General features: G+C 72.0%; 13 protein-coding genes. 5 read left to right on the top strand and 8 right to left on the bottom strand.

All coding sequences use genetic code 11. From position 1 onward, the window contains the following. Positions 1-38 precede the first annotated feature (38 nt). Positions 39-3,707 (top strand): multifunctional oxoglutarate decarboxylase/oxoglutarate dehydrogenase thiamine pyrophosphate-binding subunit/dihydrolipoyllysine-residue succinyltransferase subunit, encoded by a 3,669-nt coding sequence (locus RIN75_RS42615; protein ID WP_309117803.1) that lies wholly within the window; start codon positions 39-41, stop codon positions 3,705-3,707. Between the two features lie 6 nt (positions 3,708-3,713). Beyond that, the gene (locus RIN75_RS42610) at positions 3,714-3,896 is read left to right on the top strand and encodes a DUF6104 family protein (RefSeq protein ID WP_309117802.1); all 183 of its coding nucleotides are present in this window, start codon (positions 3,714-3,716) and stop codon (positions 3,894-3,896) included. 55 nt (positions 3,897-3,951) lie between these two features. Here the strand turns inward: RIN75_RS42610 and RIN75_RS42605 are convergent, their stop codons facing one another. Beyond that, a complete protein-coding gene (locus tag RIN75_RS42605) occupies positions 3,952-5,682 on the bottom strand; it encodes a plasmid pRiA4b ORF-3 family protein (RefSeq protein ID WP_309117801.1) in 1,731 nt (576 codons plus the stop codon). Between the two features lie 140 nt (positions 5,683-5,822). On the opposite strand from RIN75_RS42605, the gene RIN75_RS42600 reads away from it, so the two are divergent. Together RIN75_RS42600 and RIN75_RS42595 are read left to right on the top strand one after the other, a co-directional pair. Then, complete coding sequence (locus RIN75_RS42600) at positions 5,823-7,130, top strand: O-antigen ligase family protein (protein ID WP_309117800.1); 1,308 nt, start codon at positions 5,823-5,825, stop codon at positions 7,128-7,130. Beyond that, positions 7,127-7,552, top strand: coding sequence for a hypothetical protein (locus RIN75_RS42595; RefSeq protein ID WP_309117799.1), 426 nt, complete (start codon positions 7,127-7,129; stop codon positions 7,550-7,552). Before RIN75_RS42600 ends, RIN75_RS42595 begins: the two co-directional genes overlap by 4 nt. Before the next feature lie 31 nt (positions 7,553-7,583). Here RIN75_RS42595 and hutI read toward each other — a convergent pair whose 3' ends face one another. From hutI to RIN75_RS42560, 7 genes are all read right to left on the bottom strand, one after another. Then, positions 7,584-8,729, bottom strand: a complete 1,146-nt coding sequence (gene hutI / locus RIN75_RS42590; protein WP_309117798.1) for an imidazolonepropionase — start codon at positions 8,727-8,729, stop codon at positions 7,584-7,586. Then, positions 8,726-9,988: a formimidoylglutamate deiminase gene (locus RIN75_RS42585; protein WP_309117797.1), complete on the bottom strand. Its 1,263-nt coding sequence runs from the start codon at positions 9,986-9,988 to the stop codon at positions 8,726-8,728. The genes hutI and RIN75_RS42585 overlap by 4 nt, the downstream gene beginning before the upstream one ends. Continuing rightward, positions 9,985-11,160, bottom strand: a complete 1,176-nt coding sequence (locus tag RIN75_RS42580; protein ID WP_309117796.1) for an allantoate amidohydrolase — start codon at positions 11,158-11,160, stop codon at positions 9,985-9,987. Before RIN75_RS42580 ends, RIN75_RS42585 begins: the two co-directional genes overlap by 4 nt. Next, on the bottom strand, positions 11,153-12,796 hold the full coding sequence (gene hutU, locus RIN75_RS42575; RefSeq protein WP_309117795.1) for a urocanate hydratase: 1,644 nt from the start codon (positions 12,794-12,796) through the stop codon (positions 11,153-11,155). Before hutU ends, RIN75_RS42580 begins: the two co-directional genes overlap by 8 nt. After that, positions 12,796-14,301: a histidine ammonia-lyase gene (gene hutH, locus RIN75_RS42570; protein ID WP_309117794.1), complete on the bottom strand. Its 1,506-nt coding sequence runs from the start codon at positions 14,299-14,301 to the stop codon at positions 12,796-12,798. The genes hutU and hutH overlap by 1 nt, the downstream gene beginning before the upstream one ends. A gap of 78 nt (positions 14,302-14,379) precedes the next feature. Then, on the bottom strand, positions 14,380-15,348 hold the full coding sequence (locus tag RIN75_RS42565; protein ID WP_309117793.1) for a hypothetical protein: 969 nt from the start codon (positions 15,346-15,348) through the stop codon (positions 14,380-14,382). Next, positions 15,345-15,824, bottom strand: coding sequence for a SigE family RNA polymerase sigma factor (locus RIN75_RS42560; protein ID WP_309117792.1), 480 nt, complete (start codon positions 15,822-15,824; stop codon positions 15,345-15,347). Before RIN75_RS42560 ends, RIN75_RS42565 begins: the two co-directional genes overlap by 4 nt. 45 nt (positions 15,825-15,869) lie before the next feature. Between RIN75_RS42560 and RIN75_RS42555 the strand changes: the two genes are divergently transcribed. Next, entirely contained in the window at positions 15,870-16,649 is a 780-nt protein-coding gene (locus RIN75_RS42555) for an IclR family transcriptional regulator (protein ID WP_309117791.1), read from the top strand. Positions 16,650-17,432: the final 783 nt, after the last annotated feature.

Genomic DNA, 17,432 nt, shown 5'->3' with positions numbered 1-17,432 from the left:
ATTACCAAGAGCGAGATGGATAGAGGCGAGCGCCAGCCGTGTCCAGCAGCAGTCCTGCTTCACAGTTCGGCCCCAATGAGTGGCTGGTCGAGGAGATGTACGAGCAGTTCCTCGCCGACCCGTCGTCCGTAGACCCGGCCTGGCACGACTTCTTCGCCGACTACAAGTCGACGCAGCGGTCGGGCAACGGCACGGCCACGGCGGCGGCCGGGACCACCACCGCGGCCACCGACAACGGCACGGCGGCCCCCACGGCCACCGCGACCAAGCCCCAGCCCGCCAAGCCCGCAGCGAAGCCGCAGCAGGCCGCTCCCGCGAAGCCGGCGCCCGCGCAGGCCGCCAAGGCCACGCCGGTGCAGCCCTCGGCGGGCGCGGAGCAGAAGCAGCTGCGCGGCGCGGCGGCGGCCATCGCGAAGAACATGGAGCTGTCGCTCACCGTCCCGACCGCGACGAGCGTGCGCGCCGTGCCCGCGAAGCTGCTGGCCGACAACCGCATCGTGATCAACAACCACCTCAAGCGGACCCGCGGTGGGAAGGTCTCCTTCACCCACCTGATCGGCTACGCGGTGGTGCGGGCGCTCCAGGCGTACCCGAACATGAACCGGCACTACGCCGAGGTCGACGGCAAGCCGTTCGTGGTCACGCCCGAGCACGTGAACTTCGGCCTCGCCATCGACCTGCCCGGCAAGGACGGCTCCCGCTCGCTCGTGGTGGCCTCCATCAAGGGCTGCGAGAACATGACGTTCACGCAGTTCTGGCAGGCCTACGAGGACCTGATCCGCAAGGCCCGGTCCGGCTCGCTGACCACCGAGGACTTCTCCGGCACCACGATCTCGCTGACCAACCCGGGCACGATCGGCACCAACCACTCGGTGCCGCGCCTGACCGCCGGCCAGGGCGCGATCATCGGCGTCGGCGCGATGGAGTACCCCGCCCACTTCCAGGGCACCAGCGAGCAGGCCCTGGTCGAGATGGGCGTCAGCAAGATCATCACGCTGACCTCGACCTACGACCACCGCATCATCCAGGGCGCGGAGTCCGGCGAGTTCCTCAAGCGCATCCACCAGCTGCTGCTGGGCGAGGACGGCTTCTACGACGACGTCTTCACGTCGCTGCGGCTGCCCTACGAGCCGATCCGCTGGGTCGCCGACATCCCCGAGGGCGCGGTCGACAAGACGGCTCGGGTCATCGAGCTGATCGACGCGTTCCGCACCCGCGGCCACCTGATGGCCGACACGGACCCGCTGAACTACCGCCAGCGCAGCCACCAGGACCTCGACGTCCTGTCGCACGGCCTGACCCTGTGGGACCTGGACCGGGAGTTCCCGGTCGGCGGGTTCGCGGGCCAGGAGCGGATGAAGCTGCGCGACATCCTGGGCGTGCTGCGCAACTCGTACTGCCGCACGGTCGGCGTCGAGTACATGCACATCCTGGACCCGGAGGAGCGCCTCTGGATCCAGGAGCGCGTCGAGGTGCCGCACGAGAAGCCGCCGGCCACCGTGCAGAAGTACATCCTGTCGAAGCTCAACGCGGCCGAGGCGTTCGAGACGTTCCTGCAGACCAAGTACGTCGGCCAGAAGCGGTTCTCGCTCGAAGGCGGCGAGACGGTCATCCCGCTGCTGGACGCGGTGCTGGACAAGGCCGCCGAGCACGAGCTGGACGAGGTCGTCATCGGCATGCCGCACCGCGGCCGGCTGAACGTCCTGGCCAACATCGTCGGCAAGCCGATCTCGCAGATCTTCCGCGAGTTCGAGGGCAACCTCGACCCGGGCCAGGCGCACGGCTCCGGCGACGTGAAGTACCACCTGGGCGCCGAGGGCAAGTACTTCCGGATGTTCGGCGACGGCGAGACCAAGGTGTCGCTGACCGCGAACCCGTCGCACCTGGAGGCCGTGGACCCGGTGCTGGAGGGCATCGTCCGGGCCAAGCAGGACATGCTGGACAAGGGCGGCGAGGGCTTCACCGTGCTGCCGGTCGCGCTGCACGGCGACGCCGCGTTCGCCGGCCAGGGCGTCGTGGCCGAGACCCTGAACCTCGCCCTCGTGCGCGGCTACCGCACCGGTGGCACCGTGCACGTTGTGGTGAACAACCAGGTCGGCTTCACCACCGCGCCCGAGCACTCGCGGTCGTCGAAGTACTCCACCGACGTGGCGAAGATGATCGGCGCGCCGGTCTTCCACGTCAACGGCGACGACCCGGAGGCGTGCTACTGGGTCGCGAAGCTGGCGGTGGACTACCGGCAGGCGTTCAACAAGGACGTCGTGATCGACATGGTCTGCTACCGCCGCCGCGGCCACAACGAGGGCGACGACCCCTCGATGACGCAGCCGGCGATGTACGACGTGATCGACACCAAGCGCTCGGTGCGCAAGATCTACACCGAGTCGCTGATCGGCCGCGGCGACATCTCGGTCGAGGAGGCCGAGAAGGCCCTCCAGGACTTCTCCTCGCAGCTGGAGCACGTCTTCAACGAGGTGCGCGAGCTGGAGAAGCACCCGATCAAGGCGTCGCCGTCGGTGGAGGCCGAGCAGCAGGTCCCGACCAAGCTGCCGACCGGCATCCCGCGCGAGACGATCGAGAAGATCGCCGACGCGCACGTGAACCTGCCCGAGGGCTTCACCCCGCACCCGCGCGTCAAGCCGGTGCTGGAGCGGCGCGCGAAGATGGCCCGCGAGGGCGGCATCGACTGGGCGTTCGCCGAGCTGCTGGCGTTCGGGTCGCTGGTGCTGGAGGGCCGCACGGTCCGCCTGGCCGGCCAGGACTCGCGGCGCGGCACGTTCGTGCAGCGGCACGCCACCCTGGTGGACCGCAAGAAGTCCGACGAGTACACCCCGCTGCAGCACCTCGCCGAGGACCAGGGCAAGTTCATGGTCTACGACTCGGTGCTGTCGGAGTTCGCGGCGCTGGGCTTCGAGTACGGCTACTCGGTGGCCAACCCGGACGCGCTGGTGCTGTGGGAGGCGCAGTTCGGCGACTTCGTCAACGGGGCCCAGCCGATCATCGACGAGTTCATCTCGTCCGGTGAGGCCAAGTGGGGCCAGCGCTCGGACGTCGTCCTGCTGCTCCCGCACGGCCACGAGGGCCAGGGCCCGGACCACACGTCCGGCCGCATCGAGCGCTTCCTCCAGCTGTGCGCGGAGGGCTCGATGACCATCGCGGTCCCGTCGACCCCCGCGAACTACTTCCACCTCCTGCGCCGCCACGCCCTCGACGGCGTGAACCGCCCGCTGGTGGTCTTCACCCCGAAGTCCATGCTGCGCCTGAAGGCCGCGACCTCCCCGGTCGAGGACTTCGTCGAGGACCGCTTCAACTCGGTCATCGACGACGCCCGCGCGGCCGACCCGGCGGCGGTCAAGCGCGTCCTGCTGTGCAGCGGCAAGGTGTACTACGAGCTGGTCGCGGAGCAGGAGAAGCTGGGCCGCACCGACACCGCCGTGGTCCGCCTGGAGCAGCTCTACCCGGTGCCCGCGCGGAAGCTGACGGAGGCGCTGGAGCGCTACCCGAACGCGACCGAGCTGCGCTGGGTCCAGGAGGAGCCCGCGAACCAGGGCGCCTGGCCGTTCCTGGGCCTGGCCCTGCCGGAACTCCTGCCCACCCGCTTCAACCTCAAGCGCGTGTCCCGCCGCCCGATGGCCGCGCCGTCGGCGGGCTCGTCCAAGGTCCACGAGGTCGAGCAGCGCGAGCTGATCGCGAAGGCGTTCGAGTAGGCCGCGATGTACTTCACCGATCGCGGCATCGAGGAGCTGGAGGCCCGCCGGGGCGAGGAGGAAGTCTCCCTCGCGTGGCTGGCCGACCGCCTCCGCGCCTTCGTGGACGCGAACCCGGAGTTCGAGACGGCCGTCGAGCGCCTGGCCACCTACCTGGCGCGCGACGACGAGGACGACTTCGAGGACTGAGCGGTCCGAACGGCGAGAGGGGCATCCGCCACGGCGGGTGCCCCTCTCGCCGTTGTCAGGCCAGGCGGCTGAGCGCGCGGTTGACGTCCTCGGTGGAGAAACGGGCCGGGTCGAAGTCCGCGGCCGCGGTCAGGCCCAGCCAGTCGAGCAGGTCGGCGTGGCCCTCGGCGGCCGGGTCGGCGAGCGTGGCCTTCAGGTCCTCGTAGCCCCACGGACCGCCGCAGTCCTCCGGCGGGCACGCGCCCTCCCCATCGGTGCACACCGGGTCGCCGACCGGGACGATGTTCTTCAGCGTGATGTCGTGGTCCCAGCCGTCGCCGAAGTCGTAGGTGTAGCGGATCCGGTCCCCCACCTCGGCGAGCACCCGGGACACCGCCACGGCCGCCTCGTCCTGGTGGCCCAGCTCGGGGTCCGGTGCGCCGTAGTGGCCCGTGCGGTGGGCGAACACGTGCATGTGGGCGTTCTCCCAGCCCATCGCGGCCTGGACGACCTCGTGGAGCCGGTCGAGGGTGAGGTCGGCGGGGACTTCCAGCCGTCGCCGGACGGGCGGGTCCGCCACCTCGCACAGGCGGACTTCCAGCTCGTACCCGACGCCGGCGCGGTCGGGGCGCGGTGGCGGCGGGCCGGCCGTGCGCACGACCGGGTCCAGCGGGTCGGCGGTCAGCAGTGCCACCAGTCGGGGCGCGTCGGGGTGGCCGGAGTTCGCGAGCAGCGGCACGACCCGGGACGGATCGCCGCCGATGCGCGCCCACGCCGCCTCGACCACCAGCACGGTGGGCAGTTCCGGTGGCAGCACGTCCAGAGCGGTGACCACGGTGTCCACCGTCAGCCACGCCCTGTCCTCCGCTGTCGGCTCCGCGCCGGCCCAGTCCGCCAGCCGGCTCCGCGCATAGGCGCCGAGACCGTCATCCCGCACCCACTCGCGCCACGCGGGTTCCGCCTCCGGACCGCATTCGTCGGTCAGGGCGATGGCGGTGAGGCGCCGCTCACCGGTCGCGCGCGCGGCGGCGGCGAGCAGTTCGCGGGCAGCCGCCCCGGGACCGCGCGACGACAGCCACGGACGGGACAGCAGCACCGCGAGCCTCGGCGGCAGACCGCTCACGGAGCCGATCAACGCCTCGGCGTCGACGTCGGCGGCCGGTGCGCCTTGGCGGAACACCACGTCGGTGAAGTGACGGCCGAGGGGTGTCGGTTCGACGTCGTCCTCCCCCGGGACGACGATGCCGAACTCGGCCAGCCGCGCAGCGATCGTGGAGGCGCTCACGCGGTCGGCGCCGAGCAGGAAGCCCTCGGTGCCGCAGACCTCTTCGATGGACCGGCTCAGGTCGTCGAACGGCACGGCGTCGGCGTTCTCGTGGAGGGTGGCCAGCACGGCGAGGTGGGCCATGTCGTCGTCGTACATCTCGTCCACCAGCCCGAAGGCTTCCTGCGCGCAGCGGATCCACGCGTCCAGCACGTCCTCCGCTCGCTCGTCCCACGTCGCGAGGGCGGGTCCGGGCACTGCTTTTCCGCGGGTCACCTCGATGAGCTCCGCGGTGACCGCAACCGCCCACACCGTCATGAGCGGAGGGATGTCCAGTGCGCTGCGGGGCTTGCGGGACGGCGGCTCGATGCCGAGCAGGTCGCACGCCTCGACCGCGGCGGCGGGTTTCAGGACGAGCCGGGTGGTGACCTCCCGGCCGGTCCCGACCCAGTCGGCCAGTGTCCGTGCGGCGGCGAACACCGGGCAAGCCCGCGCCGCCGAAGCCAATTGCCCTGGGGTGGCACCAAGACCACGGGAAGTCATGCGCCCACGCTAGGGGACGCCGACGCCGCCGTTCCATCGCGTGCCGTTGTCCGCAATGAACCCCGATCGGGCGATTCGACGGCTACGATCCCCGCAACCCGCTGCTCCGGTGGCGAGGTCGAGGCTGGGGAGGGCCTTGCATGGGGGGTGTCAGCGCGCGCGTCGCCGCTCGTGGCGATGTTGCCTTAGCGCCGCACGTCCTGCTGCTCCTCGGGGCCGTCGCCGCTGCCGTGGTGGCGCAGGGCGGGTACTACCTGCCCGGACGGGTGTTGTCCGGGGTGCTGGCCGGGACCGCGCTGGTGCTCGCCGCCCGGGCTGATCGGGACTTGCTTCGCGGGCCGGTGATGTGGGCCTGTGGAGCGTTGGCGTTGTGGGCGCTTGTCCGGGGCGGGCTCGCGGGGAGTCTGGTGACCGGCCTGCCTGTGGTCGCGGCGGTCGGGTGCTTCCTCGCCGGGGTCGTGGTGGTGCGCGGGTCGAGGGCGCGGGAGTTGTGCGGGGACGTCCTCGTTTGGGTCGGGGTGGCCGTCGCAGTCACCGGGTGGGGCTCCGTGGTGTGGCGGGTTCCCTCGTGGTCGGTGGTGGCTGATGGGTTGGTTCGGGGCTCCTCGACGTTGACCTACCCCAACGCTGCCGCCGCGTTGCTGGCCGCGTTGGCCGTGTTCGCCGTGGTCGGCGGTAAGCAGGCCCCGGTCGTGTGCCTGCTGCTGGTCGGGTTGGGTGCGACGCTCAGCCGGGCCGGGGTGATCGCGCTCGGTGTGGGGCTGGTGGTGGCCTGTGTGGTGGCCGGGCCTCGGAAGGTGCTCAAGGACTTCGCCGCGCCGGCGGTGGGTGCGTTGGTCGCGTTCGCCGCGCTGGCGCCCTCGTTCCCGGCGGCCCGGCCGGCGCAGGTGCTGCTCGCGGTGGCCGGGCTCGTGGTGGGTGCGTCCGGTGCCTACCTGCTAGAGCGTGCGAGCGCCAAGGTACGGGTCGGCGTGTTGGCCCTCGGGTGCGTGGCCGCCGGGGTGCTCGGTGCCACGCGCCTGGAGTCGCTGCTGACCGGGCGGCTGTCGTTGACCTCGCCGGACCGCGCGGGGGCGTTGGACGCCGCCCTGCGGCTGGTCGCCGCGCACCCGCTGACCGGGGTCGGTCCGGGGCGCGGGTGGTTCGTGTGGACGCGGGCGGACGGGGACGCGCGCGTCATGCGGTACGTCCACAACGAGTACGTGCAGGTGCTCGTCGAGTTGGGCGTGATCGGACTCGGCCTGGTGGCCTTCCTGCTGGTCGCGGTGGTGCTCACCGTGCGGCGGCGGGCGCCCGGGCCGTGGGCGGGAGCCGTGGCCGCGCTGGCGGTCCTCGTGGTGCACAGCGGGTTCGACTTCCTGTGGCACCTGCCCGTCGTCCTCCTGACCGCCGGGCTGTTCGCGGGCCTGGCTGCTCCACCTCATCCGCCAGAGAAGGAGATCCTGTGAAGACGTTCCCGAAGATCGCCGCCGTGGTGGCCGTGGCCGGCGCGGCCGTGTTCGCGTCCGTCCTGCCCGGCAGCGCCGACGTAGCCGCCCAGTCGCCGTCGGTGGGCGCGGTCAGAGTCGAGTCGCCGGCGACCCTGGATGCGCGCGGCGCGGTCGTCCGCGTGTCCGTGACGGTCGTGTGCACGCCGGGCCAGCCCGCGTACGTCGGCATCGACCTGGTGCAGCGCTCGGGCGGCGACATCGCCCGCGGTGGCGACTCGCACTACATCCCGTCCTGCACCGGTGGCGCCCAGACCGTCGAACTGATCGCCACCGCCTACGAGGAGCCGTTCCGCAAGGGCGTCACGTGGGCACGGGGCAGCCTGAACACCCCGAGCTACGGGACGATCTACGACGAGCGGGAGATCGAGATCGTGCGCTGACGCACTCCGGTAGGCCCGGCGAGGGTCGGGCCTACCGGACGCGTTCTCCCTTCCGCCACACGGCGTGCGTCAACGGCACGCCCGGGCGGTAGGCCAGGTGGGTCGCGCTGGGCGCGTCGAGCACGTGGACGTCCGCCCGCGCGCCCACCGCGAGGTGCCCGATGTCGGCGCGGTCCAGCGCCAGCGCGCCGGCTCGGGTGGCGGCATAAACCGCCTCCTCCACGGACATGTGCATCTGGAGCACCGCCGTCGTCACGCAGTACGCCATCGACGTCGTGTACGAGCTGCCCGGGTTGCAGTTGCTCGCCAGCGCCACCGTGGCACCCGCGTCCAGCAATTCCCGCGCCGGCGGCAAGGACTGGCGGGTGGACAGGTCGCACGCGGGCAGCAAGGTCGCGATGGTGTTCGAGCCCGCCAGCGCGTCGATGTCCGAAGTGGACAGGTAAGTGCAGTGGTCGACGCTCGCCGCCCCCAGCTCGACCGCCAGCCGCACGCCGGGACCCTCGCCGAGCTGATTGCCGTGCACGCGCAGGCCCAAGCCCTTAAAAGCGGCGGCTTTCAGAACCGTGCGGGACTGGTCCTCATCGAACGCACCCCGCTCGCAGAACACGTCCGCCCACCGCACGAAAGGCGCGACCGCGTCCAGCATCTCGCCGGCGACCAGGGCCACGTACTCGTCCGCGTCGGCACCAGGCGGCACCAGGTGCGCACCCAGGAACGTCACCTCGTCGGCGTGCTCCCCCGCGATGCGCGCGGACCGGACCTCGTCGGCCACCGTCAAGCCGTAACCGGTCTTGGTCTCGACGTACGTGGTGCCCTGCGCGACCGCCTCGGCCACGTGCCGCGCGATCACCGCCGACAACTCGTCGTCCGAGGCGGCCCGGGTGGCGTTCACCGTCGTCGCGATACCGCCTGCGGTGTAAGGCTTCCCGGCCATGCGGGCCGCGAACTCGGCGGTGCGGTCGCCCGCGAACACCAGGTGCGTGTGACTGTCCACCCACCCCGGCAGCACGGCCCGAAGCTCGACGTCCACCCGGGTGTCGGCGGCCGGCGCGCTGGAAGCGGGACCTACCCAGGCGACCACGCCGTCCGCCAGGACCAGGGCGGCGTCGGTGAGCCGGCCCAGGTCCGGGTCGTTGGTCGTCAGCTCGCCGATGTTGGTGATGAGGGTGCTCACAGCGCCTCCGTCAACAGCCTGCCCACGTCGCCAAGGGTCTCGTGGACCCCGTTCCGCGCCACGACCTTGCCACCGGACACCACGACCGACACGTCGGACGCGGTGGCGGCCAGCACGACCTGCTCGTCCGTGCACCCGGCCGTGCGGACCGAGTCCATCCGCACCGCCACGAGGTCGGCCGGCATCCCGACCTCGATGCGCCCGGCGTCCCAGCCGAGCGCGGCGTGGTTGGTCAGCGCCGCCACCAGTTCCGCCGGTGCGAACCGGCCACGTTGACCGGTGCGCAGGCGCTCGCCGTGCTCCAAGCCGCGTGCTTCCAGCAGCGGGTCGACCACCGCGTGCTGGTCGCTGCCCAGCGACAGCGGGCTGCCCGCGTCGACCAGTTCCCGGGCCGGGCCGATGCCGTCGGCCAGGTCCGCTTCCGTGGTGGGGCAGAAACACGCGCCCACACCGTGAGAACCCAGCGCCGAAATGTCCGAAGTGGACAGATGAGTGGCGTGCACGGCGGTCAGCCGCGGCGACAGAGCCCCCGCCTCCGCCAGCAACTCCGTGGGCGTCAGGCCGTAGGCGTCGAGGCACGCCTGGTTCTCCGCCGGTTGCTCCGACAGGTGGACGTGCAGCGGCCGTTCGGGGAACGCCCCCGCTACCAGCGACAACGTTTCACGTGGCACAGCGCGCACCGAGTGGATGGCCGCGCCGACCCGGGTGTTGTCGTCCTCGCGCAGGTCAGCGACCCTGGCGGCCCACTTCTCGCCGGTGCCGTCGGAGAACCGCTCCTGCACACCGCGCACCGGTTGCCCGATGCCACCGGCCAGGTAGCAAGCGTCCAACAGGGTGATCCGGATGCCGGCGTCCAGCGCGGCCTGGCGCAGCGCCTCGCCCATCTCGTTGCCGCCGTCGTGCAGGTAGTGGAACTCCCCCACCGCCGTCACGCCGGCCACCGCCATCTCGGCGTACACGGCCCGCGCGAGCCGCAGGTACGAGTCCGGCGTCAACGACGACGCCAGGTCGTACATGCGGTCGCGCCACGTCCAGAACGTGCCGCCGTCGCCATGCGTCCGGCCGCGCAGGCCGCGGTGGAACGCGTGCGAATGGGCGTTGGCGAACCCGGGGAACACCATGCCGTACAGGCGCTCGCAGCCCAACGGGATCGTGTCCACAGTGGACACGGACGCGATCCGCCCCCGGTCCGCCCGGACCAGCACGCGGGACGCGACGCCGCCCGGCAGCCACGCCCGCTCGCACCAGAAGCTCTTCATCGCGCCAGGTGCTCCAGCGTCGAGGCGAGCGCGACCACACCGGCCGCGCAGTCGTCGGGTTCCGCGTGCTCCTCCGGCGCGTGGCTCACGCCGGTCGGGTTGCGCACGAACAGCATCGCGGTCGGGACGTGCCCGGCGAGGATGCCCGCGTCGTGGCCCGCACCGGTCGGCAGGGCCGGGACACCGCCCAGCACACCGGAGATCTCGTTCCGCAGCGCGCTGTCGAAGTGCACCGTGTCACCGTAGGACTCCTCGGTGACCCGCACTTCGCAGCCTTCCTCGACCGCCGCCGCGTGGGCCGCTTCGCTGATCGCCTCCACGACCTCCCGCGTGCGGGCGTCGTCGGCGGCGCGGGCGTCCAGCCACACGTCGACCGAGGACGCGATCACGTTGGTGCCACCGGGGTTCGGCACGATCCGGCCCACGGTCGCCCGCGCACCACCGGTCGCCGCCCGCCGCGCCGCCAGCACGAGCTGGGAGGCGGGGAGCATCGGGTCGCGCCGGTCCTCGATGAGCGTGGCCCCGGCGTGGTTGCCCTCGCCGGTGAACGTGAACCGCCACCGCCCGTGCGCCAGGATCGACGACGCGAGCCCCACCGGCACGTCCAACCCGCGCCCCTGCTCGACGTGCAGCTCCACGAACTGCCCGATCTGCCGCAGCGCCTGCTCGTCCCGGCCCATCCGCAACGGGTCGAACCCGGCCTTGTGCGCGGCCTCGCCGAACGACACCCCGTCCGGATCGGTCAGCTTGCACGCCGCTTCCGGCGAGACAGCCCCGGTCATCAGCCGCGACCCGAGGCAGGCGACGCCGAAGCGCCCGCCCTCCTCCTCCACGAACACGACGACCGCGATCGGCTTCGAGGGCCGGAAACCACGAGCCCGCAACGCGTCCACGGCCTGGAGCGCCGAGACCACGCCCAACGGGCCGTCGAACGCGCCGCCGCCGGGCACGGAGTCCAGGTGGCTGCCGGTGACGACCGCGTCCGGCCCCGGCTTGCCCCACCACGCCCACAGGTTGCCGTTGCGGTCGGGCACCACGTCCAGCCCGCGCCGCGCGGCCTCCTCGGTGAACCACTGCCGCAGCTCGACCTCCGCGCGGTCGAAGCCGTGCCGGGAGTAGCCGCCGCGCCGGGCGTCCCGGCCGACCGACGCGATGTCCGCGAGGTCAGTCATGGTGCGCCATCGGGATGTGCACGCCCTTGGCCGCCGCGACCGCCGACGCCTCCGGGTAGCCCGCGTCCACGTGCCGGATCACGCCCATGCCCGGGTCGTTGGTCAGCACCCGCTCGATCTTCTGCGCCGCCAACGGGGTCCCGTCCGCGACCGTCACCTGGCCGGCGTGGATGGACCGGCCGATGCCGACGCCGCCGCCGTGGTGGATCGACACCCAGGTCGCGCCGGAGGCGGTGTTGACCAGGGCGTTGAGCAGCGGCCAGTCCGCGATCGCGTCCGAGCCGTCGGCCATCGCCTCGGTCTCCCGGTACGGCGAGGCCACCGACCCGCAGTCGAGGTGGTCGCGGCCGATCACGATCGGCGCGGACAGCTCGCCCGAGGCCACCATCTCGTTGAACTTCAGGCCCGCCAGGTGCCGCTCGCCGTAGCCCAGCCAGCAGATCCGCGCGGGCAGGCCCTGGAACTCGACCCGCTCGCCGGCCATCTTGATCCACCGCGCGAGCTGCTCGTTCTCCGGGAACAGCTCCAGGATCGCCCGGTCGGTCTTGGCGATGTCGGCCGGGTCGCCGGACAGCGCCGCCCAGCGGAAGGGTCCCTTGCCCTCGCAGAACAGCGGCCGGATGTAGGCGGGGACGAAGCCGGGGAAGTCGAACGCCCGGTCGTAGCCGCCCAGCTTGGCCTCGCCGCGGATGGAGTTGCCGTAGTCGAACACCTCGGCGCCCCGGTCCTGGAAGCCGACCATCGCCTCGACGTGCTCGGCCATGGACTCGCGGGACCGGTCGGTGAACTCGTCCGGCTTCTTCTCCGCGTAGTCGTGCCAGTCCTCGACCGACACGCCCTTGGGCAGGTACGCCAGCGGGTCGTGCGCGGAGGTCTGGTCGGTGACGACGTCCACCGGCACCTCGCGGCGCAGCAACTCGGGCAGCACCTCGGCGGCGTTGCCGATCAGGCCCACGGACAGCGCGCGGCCCTCGGCCTTCGCCTTGAGGCAGCGGGCGATCGCGTCGTCGATGTCGTCGGCGATCTCGTCCAGGTAGCGGGTCTCCACGCGGCGCTCGGCGCGCTGCCGGTCGACCTCGACGCACAACGCGACACCCTCGTTCATGGTGACGGCCAGCGGCTGCGCGCCACCCATGCCGCCCAAGCCCGCGGTGACGGTCAGCGTGCCCTTCAACGTGCCGCCGAACCGCTTGCGCGCCACGGCCGCGAAGGTCTCGTAGGTGCCCTGGAGGATGCCCTGGGTGCCGATGTAGATCCACGAGCCGGCCGTCATCTGGCCGTACATGGTCAGGCCCTCGGCCTCCAGGCGGCGGAACTCGGGCCAGTTCGCCCAGTCCGGCACCAGGTTCGAGTTGGCGATCAGCACCCGCGGCGCCCACTCGTGGGTCCGCATCACGCCGACGGGACGGCCGGACTGCACCAGCAGCGTCTCGTCATCCTTGAGCGACGCCAGCTCCCGGCTGATCGCGTGGAAGCTCGGCCAGTCGCGGGCGGCCTTGCCGGTGCCGCCGTAGACCACCAGGTCCTCGGGGCGCTCGGCGACGGCCGGGTCGAGGTTGTTGTGGAACATCCGCAGCGCGGCCTCGGTCTGCCAGTTGCGGGCGGTCAACTGCGTGCCACGGTCGGCTTGCACCATCAGAGGGCTCCACTTCGGATCAGGTCTTCGGCGGCGGCGATCTCGGGCGCCAGGTGGCGGTCCGGGCCAGGGCCCGGGACGACCTCGCGGAGCTTGGCCACGGCCGCGGCGGTCGCCGGCGCCGGCTTCAGGGGTGCGCGCAGGTCGAGCGCGCGGGCGGCGGTCAGGAACTCGATGGCCAGCACGGTCCGCAGCCCGTCCACGGCCTTGCGCAGCTTGCGCGCGGCGGACCAGCCCATGGAGACGTGGTCCTCCTGCATCGCGCTGCTCGGGATGGAGTCGACGGACGCGGGCACGGCCAGGCGCTTCAGCTCGGACACGATCGCGGCCTGGGTGTACTGGGCGATCATGTGGCCGGAGTCCACGCCCGGGTCGTCGGCCAGGAACGGCGGGAGGCCGTGCGAGCGGTTGACGTCCAGCATCCGGTCGGTGCGGCGCTCGGCGATGCTCGCCACGTCCGCGACCGGGATGGCCAGGAAGTCCAGCACGTACGCGACGGGCGCGCCGTGGAAGTTGCCGTTGGACTCGACCCGGCCGTCCGGCAGCACCACCGGGTTGTCGATCGACGAGGCCAGTTCGCGGTCGGCGACGGTCTCGGCGTAGGCCACGGTGTCCCGGGCCGCGCCGTGCACCTGCGGCGAGCAGCGCAGCGAGTAGGCGTCCTGGACGCGGGTGCAGTCCGGGCCGCGGTGGCTCTCCATGATCTCCGAGCCGGCCAGCAGTTCGGCCATGCGGCGGGCGCTGCGGCCCTGGCCGGGGTGCGGGCGCAGTGCGTGCAGGTCGGCGGCGAACACGCGGTCGGTGCCCAGCAGGGCCTCGACGCTCATGGCGGCGGTCAGGTCGGCCACGTCGAGCAGGTGGTGCAGGTCCTTGATCGCCAGCACCAGCATGCCCAGCATGCCGTCGGTGCCGTTGATCAGCGCCAGCCCTTCCTTCTCGGCCAGCTTCACCGGGGTGATGCCGGCCTGCTTGAGGGCGTCGGCGGCGGTGACGAGTTCACCGGACGCGTCCCGCACGTACCCCTCGCCGGTGAGCGCGAGGGCCGCGGCGGACAGCGGGGCCAGGTCGCCCGAGCAGCCCAGCGAGCCGAACTCGTGCACGACCGGCGTGATGCCCGCGTTGAGCATCGCGGCCATCGCCTCGGCGGTCTCCAACCGGACGCCGGTGTGACCGCTGGCCAGGGTCTTCAGCCGGAGCAGGACGAGCGCGCGGACGACCTCGCGCTCCACCTCCGGCCCGGCTCCCGCGGCGTGCGAGCGGACCAGGGACTGCTGGAGGGCCGCGCGGCGGTCCGGCGGGATGTGCCGCACCGCCAGCGCGCCGAACCCCGTCGAGACGCCGTAGGTGGGCTTTTCGGCCGTCGCCAGGCGCTCGATGTGCGCACGGGCGGTGGTGACCGCCTCGCGGGCCGCGTCCGTGAGCGCCACGGGCGCGTCGCCGCGGGCGACGGCGTGGACGTCCTCGCGGGTCAGGGGCTTCGGACCCAGGTGCACCGGTTGCTGCATGTGCACCATCACAACGCGGCGGCCCGCTCCGCACGAGCCGGAGCGGGCCGATCGTGTCTGGTATCCCAGACAGGGTGCCTAGCGGCCGACCCAGGACATGTCCGGGTTCAGCTCGTACTCGACCTTCTCCAGCACGGCGGCCAGCTCCTCCGCCGGGACGTGCACGTCCTTGAGGGTCGAGACGCCGAGCAGCCGCTGGGGCGCGAGGGTGACGGTCAGCGAGCTGTACCGGCCGTCCTCGTACACCGCCGGGTGACCCAGGACCGTGTGCTGGGTCGTCGTGGTGATCGGCCACAGCGCGGTGGTGTTCTTGGTCGCCAGGCCCACGCTGTACTTCTTCCCGCCGTCCTCGACGACCCCGCCGACCGTCCAGTCGCCCGAGTCCATCACGAGGTAGTTCAAGGACGTGAGGCCCTCGGCGCGGACCGGCGGCGTGAACCGGGTCGGGTCGGGCCGGACGTTCTCGGCGAACCGGCGCAGCGCGGCCGGCCCGTCGGCCACGCCCTGGATGTCGGCGCTCAGCAGCCGCCCGCCGAGCTTCCAGTGGATGGTGTGCTCGGTGAGCGAGGCCGGCGCGCCGTTCACCGGGTCGGTGGCCGTGCCGGGCAGGGCGTCGTCGGGGCGAACCTCGAACCGGACGGACTTCCCGCTCAGCCCCATGGTCTCGCCCCACATGCGCTGGATGCCGGTGTCGGTGAAGGTGCGGTGGCGCTCGGTCAGCCCGTCCGGGACCCAGGACACGGAGAACTCCAGCGACAACGTCCCGTCGGGAGCCGCGCTCGTCGTGGTCGGGACCGGGGTTTCCTTCGAGGACTGCCCGGCGACCGGCGCGTCGGCGGTCACGGTGGTCCGGGGGATGGCGGTGACGGCGACGGCCACCGCCGTGGCGGTCGCGGCCGTGGCCAGCGCCAGGAACAGGGGTTTGCGGCTGCGGCGCGGCCGGCGCAGCGCGGCGAGGACGCCGCCGGGTGGCGGGGTGCGCTCGGCCTGGCGCAGCAGCGCGTCGCGGATCAGGCTCTCGGTGTCGGTCCTCTCGAGGTCGGTCACAGTGCCTCCTTCACCCGGTCGACCGCGCGCAGGGTCGCCAGCGCGCGGGAGATGTGGCTGCGGACGGTGGTCTGGGAACAGCCGAGGGTGGTCGCGATCTCGCGGTCGTCGTAGCCCTCGTAGTAGCGCAACACGACCGCCGCCCGCTGTTTGCGCGGCAGCTTGGAGATGGCGTGCAGCATCGCGTCGCGCACGTCGTAGTGGTCGGTGGGGTCGTCGGTGCGCGGGTCGACGTCGGACAGCGGCACGTGCGGTTTGAGGCGGCGGCGCCACGAGAGGAACTCGTTGGTGACCATCCGCTTCAGGTACGCCGCCGGCGCGTCGAGCCCACCGATGCGCCCCCACCGCTGTTGCGCGCGCAGCAGGCACTCCTGCACCACGTCCTGGGCGAGGTGCGGGTCGCCGGTCAGCACGGTGGCGTAGCGCAGCAACGGGGTGACCTGGCCGGCCACGAAGTCCTCGAAGCTGGTCGTCATACCCCTCCAATGCGCGCTGCCACCGGTTTGTTGAGAATGGGTTTCGTGGGTTCCAGCAGCGACGTGCCGGCGTTGCGCCGGGGCTTGGCCGTGCTGCGCCTGCTGGCCAGCCGACCGGGCCCGCTGTCGGCGGCGGCGGTGGCCCGCGAGCTGTCCCTGCCCCGGTCCACGACGTACCACCTGCTGGCGGAGTTGGCGGAGGCGGGCTTCGCCACGCACTTCCCGGAGGAACGACGCTACGGCCTGGGCGTGGCAGCGTTCGAACTGGGCTCCGCGTACTTGCGCCACGACCCGTTGGAACGCCTGGCAAGGCCGTTGCTCCGCCGCCTGGTCGACTCCGTGGGCCGAACCGCGCACCTGGGCGTGCTGCACGGCGCTGAGGCTCTGTACCTGCTCCGCGAGCAGCCCCGACACCCGTCCACGATCGTGTCGGACGTGGGCGTCCGCCTACCGTCCCACCTGACCGCTTCGGGTCGGGCAATGCTGGCTTTTCTACCAAACGCCCAAGTCAGAGCCTTGTTCCCAGGCGTGGCCACCTTCGTCGACCGAACCGGCCGAGGCCCCCGCAACCTGCCCGCACTGCGCCGGTTGCTGACGGCGGAACGCCGCCGGGGCTGGGCCGTGGAGGACGGCTATGTGACGGAAGGTTTCGCCTCCGTGGCCGCCCCCGTCTTCGACCACGGCGAACGCCCCATCGCCGCGATCACGGTCACCTTCCGCCACGTGTGCGATGTCGAGTGCGGGGAAACCTGGCCGGAGCTCGCGACCGAGGTCCGCCAAACCGCCGACGCCCTCACCGACCGAATCGGCGGCCACCGAGCCTGACCACCCAGCCCACCCCTCTCTCCGCTTTCGGCACACCCACTCTCCCTTTTCCGCACACCCGCTCTCCGCTTTCGGCGCGCAGCGCCCTGCTCTTCGGCGCGCAGCGCCCTGCTCTTCGGCGCGCAGCGCCCTGCTCTTCGGCGCGCACCGCCCTGCTCTTCGGCGCGCAGCGCCCGCTTTCCGGCGCGCAGCGCCGTCGGGCAGTGCCGCCGGGGCACACACCCCAACCCGGGCTTCTTGCTTGTGTCATCCCCGTATGGCCCGCCCGAAGGGCTACCACAGATTTCCCGGGTGCCGCCAAAAAGTTTTGCGAGGAACGAGCAAAAGTTTTCAGCGGCACCCGGGAAATCTGTGGTCGGCTTTGCCGGGCCATGCGGGGATGACACAAGCAAGAAGCCCCCGCAGTTGTAGTTGTGTCATCCTTGGCGGCTCGCCCGCCGGCGAGGCGCTTTCGATCTTTAGAGTCGCGCTTACGCGCTCAACTCCACGCTTCGCGCGTGGTCACGCAACGCGCTCCGCGCTACTGGAGGAGGAACGCGCTCCGCGCTCTAGAAGCCGCGCTGCGCGCTCTCAAGCGGACGCGCTGCGCGCTCTCAAGATCAAAAGCTTGAAAGATCAAAAGCTACAAGCGGCGCTCGCCGCGCGGCAGGCCCCCGGGGGGTGGAAGGGCGTCGGTTCGTCCCCCGTACGGCCTGCCGGAGGCAACCACGCTTCGGTCCTTTCCGCAACCGGTAAAGCGTGGTTGCGGAAAGGACCGAAGCGTGGTTGGGCTGCGCCCAGGCC

It is taken from the genome of Saccharothrix sp. (assembly GCF_031180885.1).
Classification (GTDB): Bacteria; Actinomycetota; Actinomycetes; order Mycobacteriales; family Pseudonocardiaceae; genus Actinosynnema.
This window is presented reverse-complemented; position numbering and strand designations above follow the sequence as displayed.

Coding starts and splice junctions, on each gene's coding strand:
- RIN75_RS42580 (WP_309117796.1), bottom strand. CDS start 11,160: ATGACTGACCTCGCGGACATCGCGTCGGTCGGCCGGGACGCCCGGCGC.
- RIN75_RS42585 (WP_309117797.1), bottom strand. CDS start 9,988: ATGAAGAGCTTCTGGTGCGAGCGGGCGTGGCTGCCGGGCGGCGTCGCG.
- RIN75_RS42560 (WP_309117792.1), bottom strand. CDS start 15,824: ATGACGACCAGCTTCGAGGACTTCGTGGCCGGCCAGGTCACCCCGTTG.
- RIN75_RS42600 (WP_309117800.1), top strand. CDS start 5,823: ATGGGGGGTGTCAGCGCGCGCGTCGCCGCTCGTGGCGATGTTGCCTTA.
- RIN75_RS42610 (WP_309117802.1), top strand. CDS start 3,714: ATGTACTTCACCGATCGCGGCATCGAGGAGCTGGAGGCCCGCCGGGGC.
- RIN75_RS42605 (WP_309117801.1), bottom strand. CDS start 5,682: ATGACTTCCCGTGGTCTTGGTGCCACCCCAGGGCAATTGGCTTCGGCG.
- hutU (WP_309117795.1), bottom strand. CDS start 12,796: ATGGTGCAAGCCGACCGTGGCACGCAGTTGACCGCCCGCAACTGGCAG.
- hutH (WP_309117794.1), bottom strand. CDS start 14,301: ATGCAGCAACCGGTGCACCTGGGTCCGAAGCCCCTGACCCGCGAGGAC.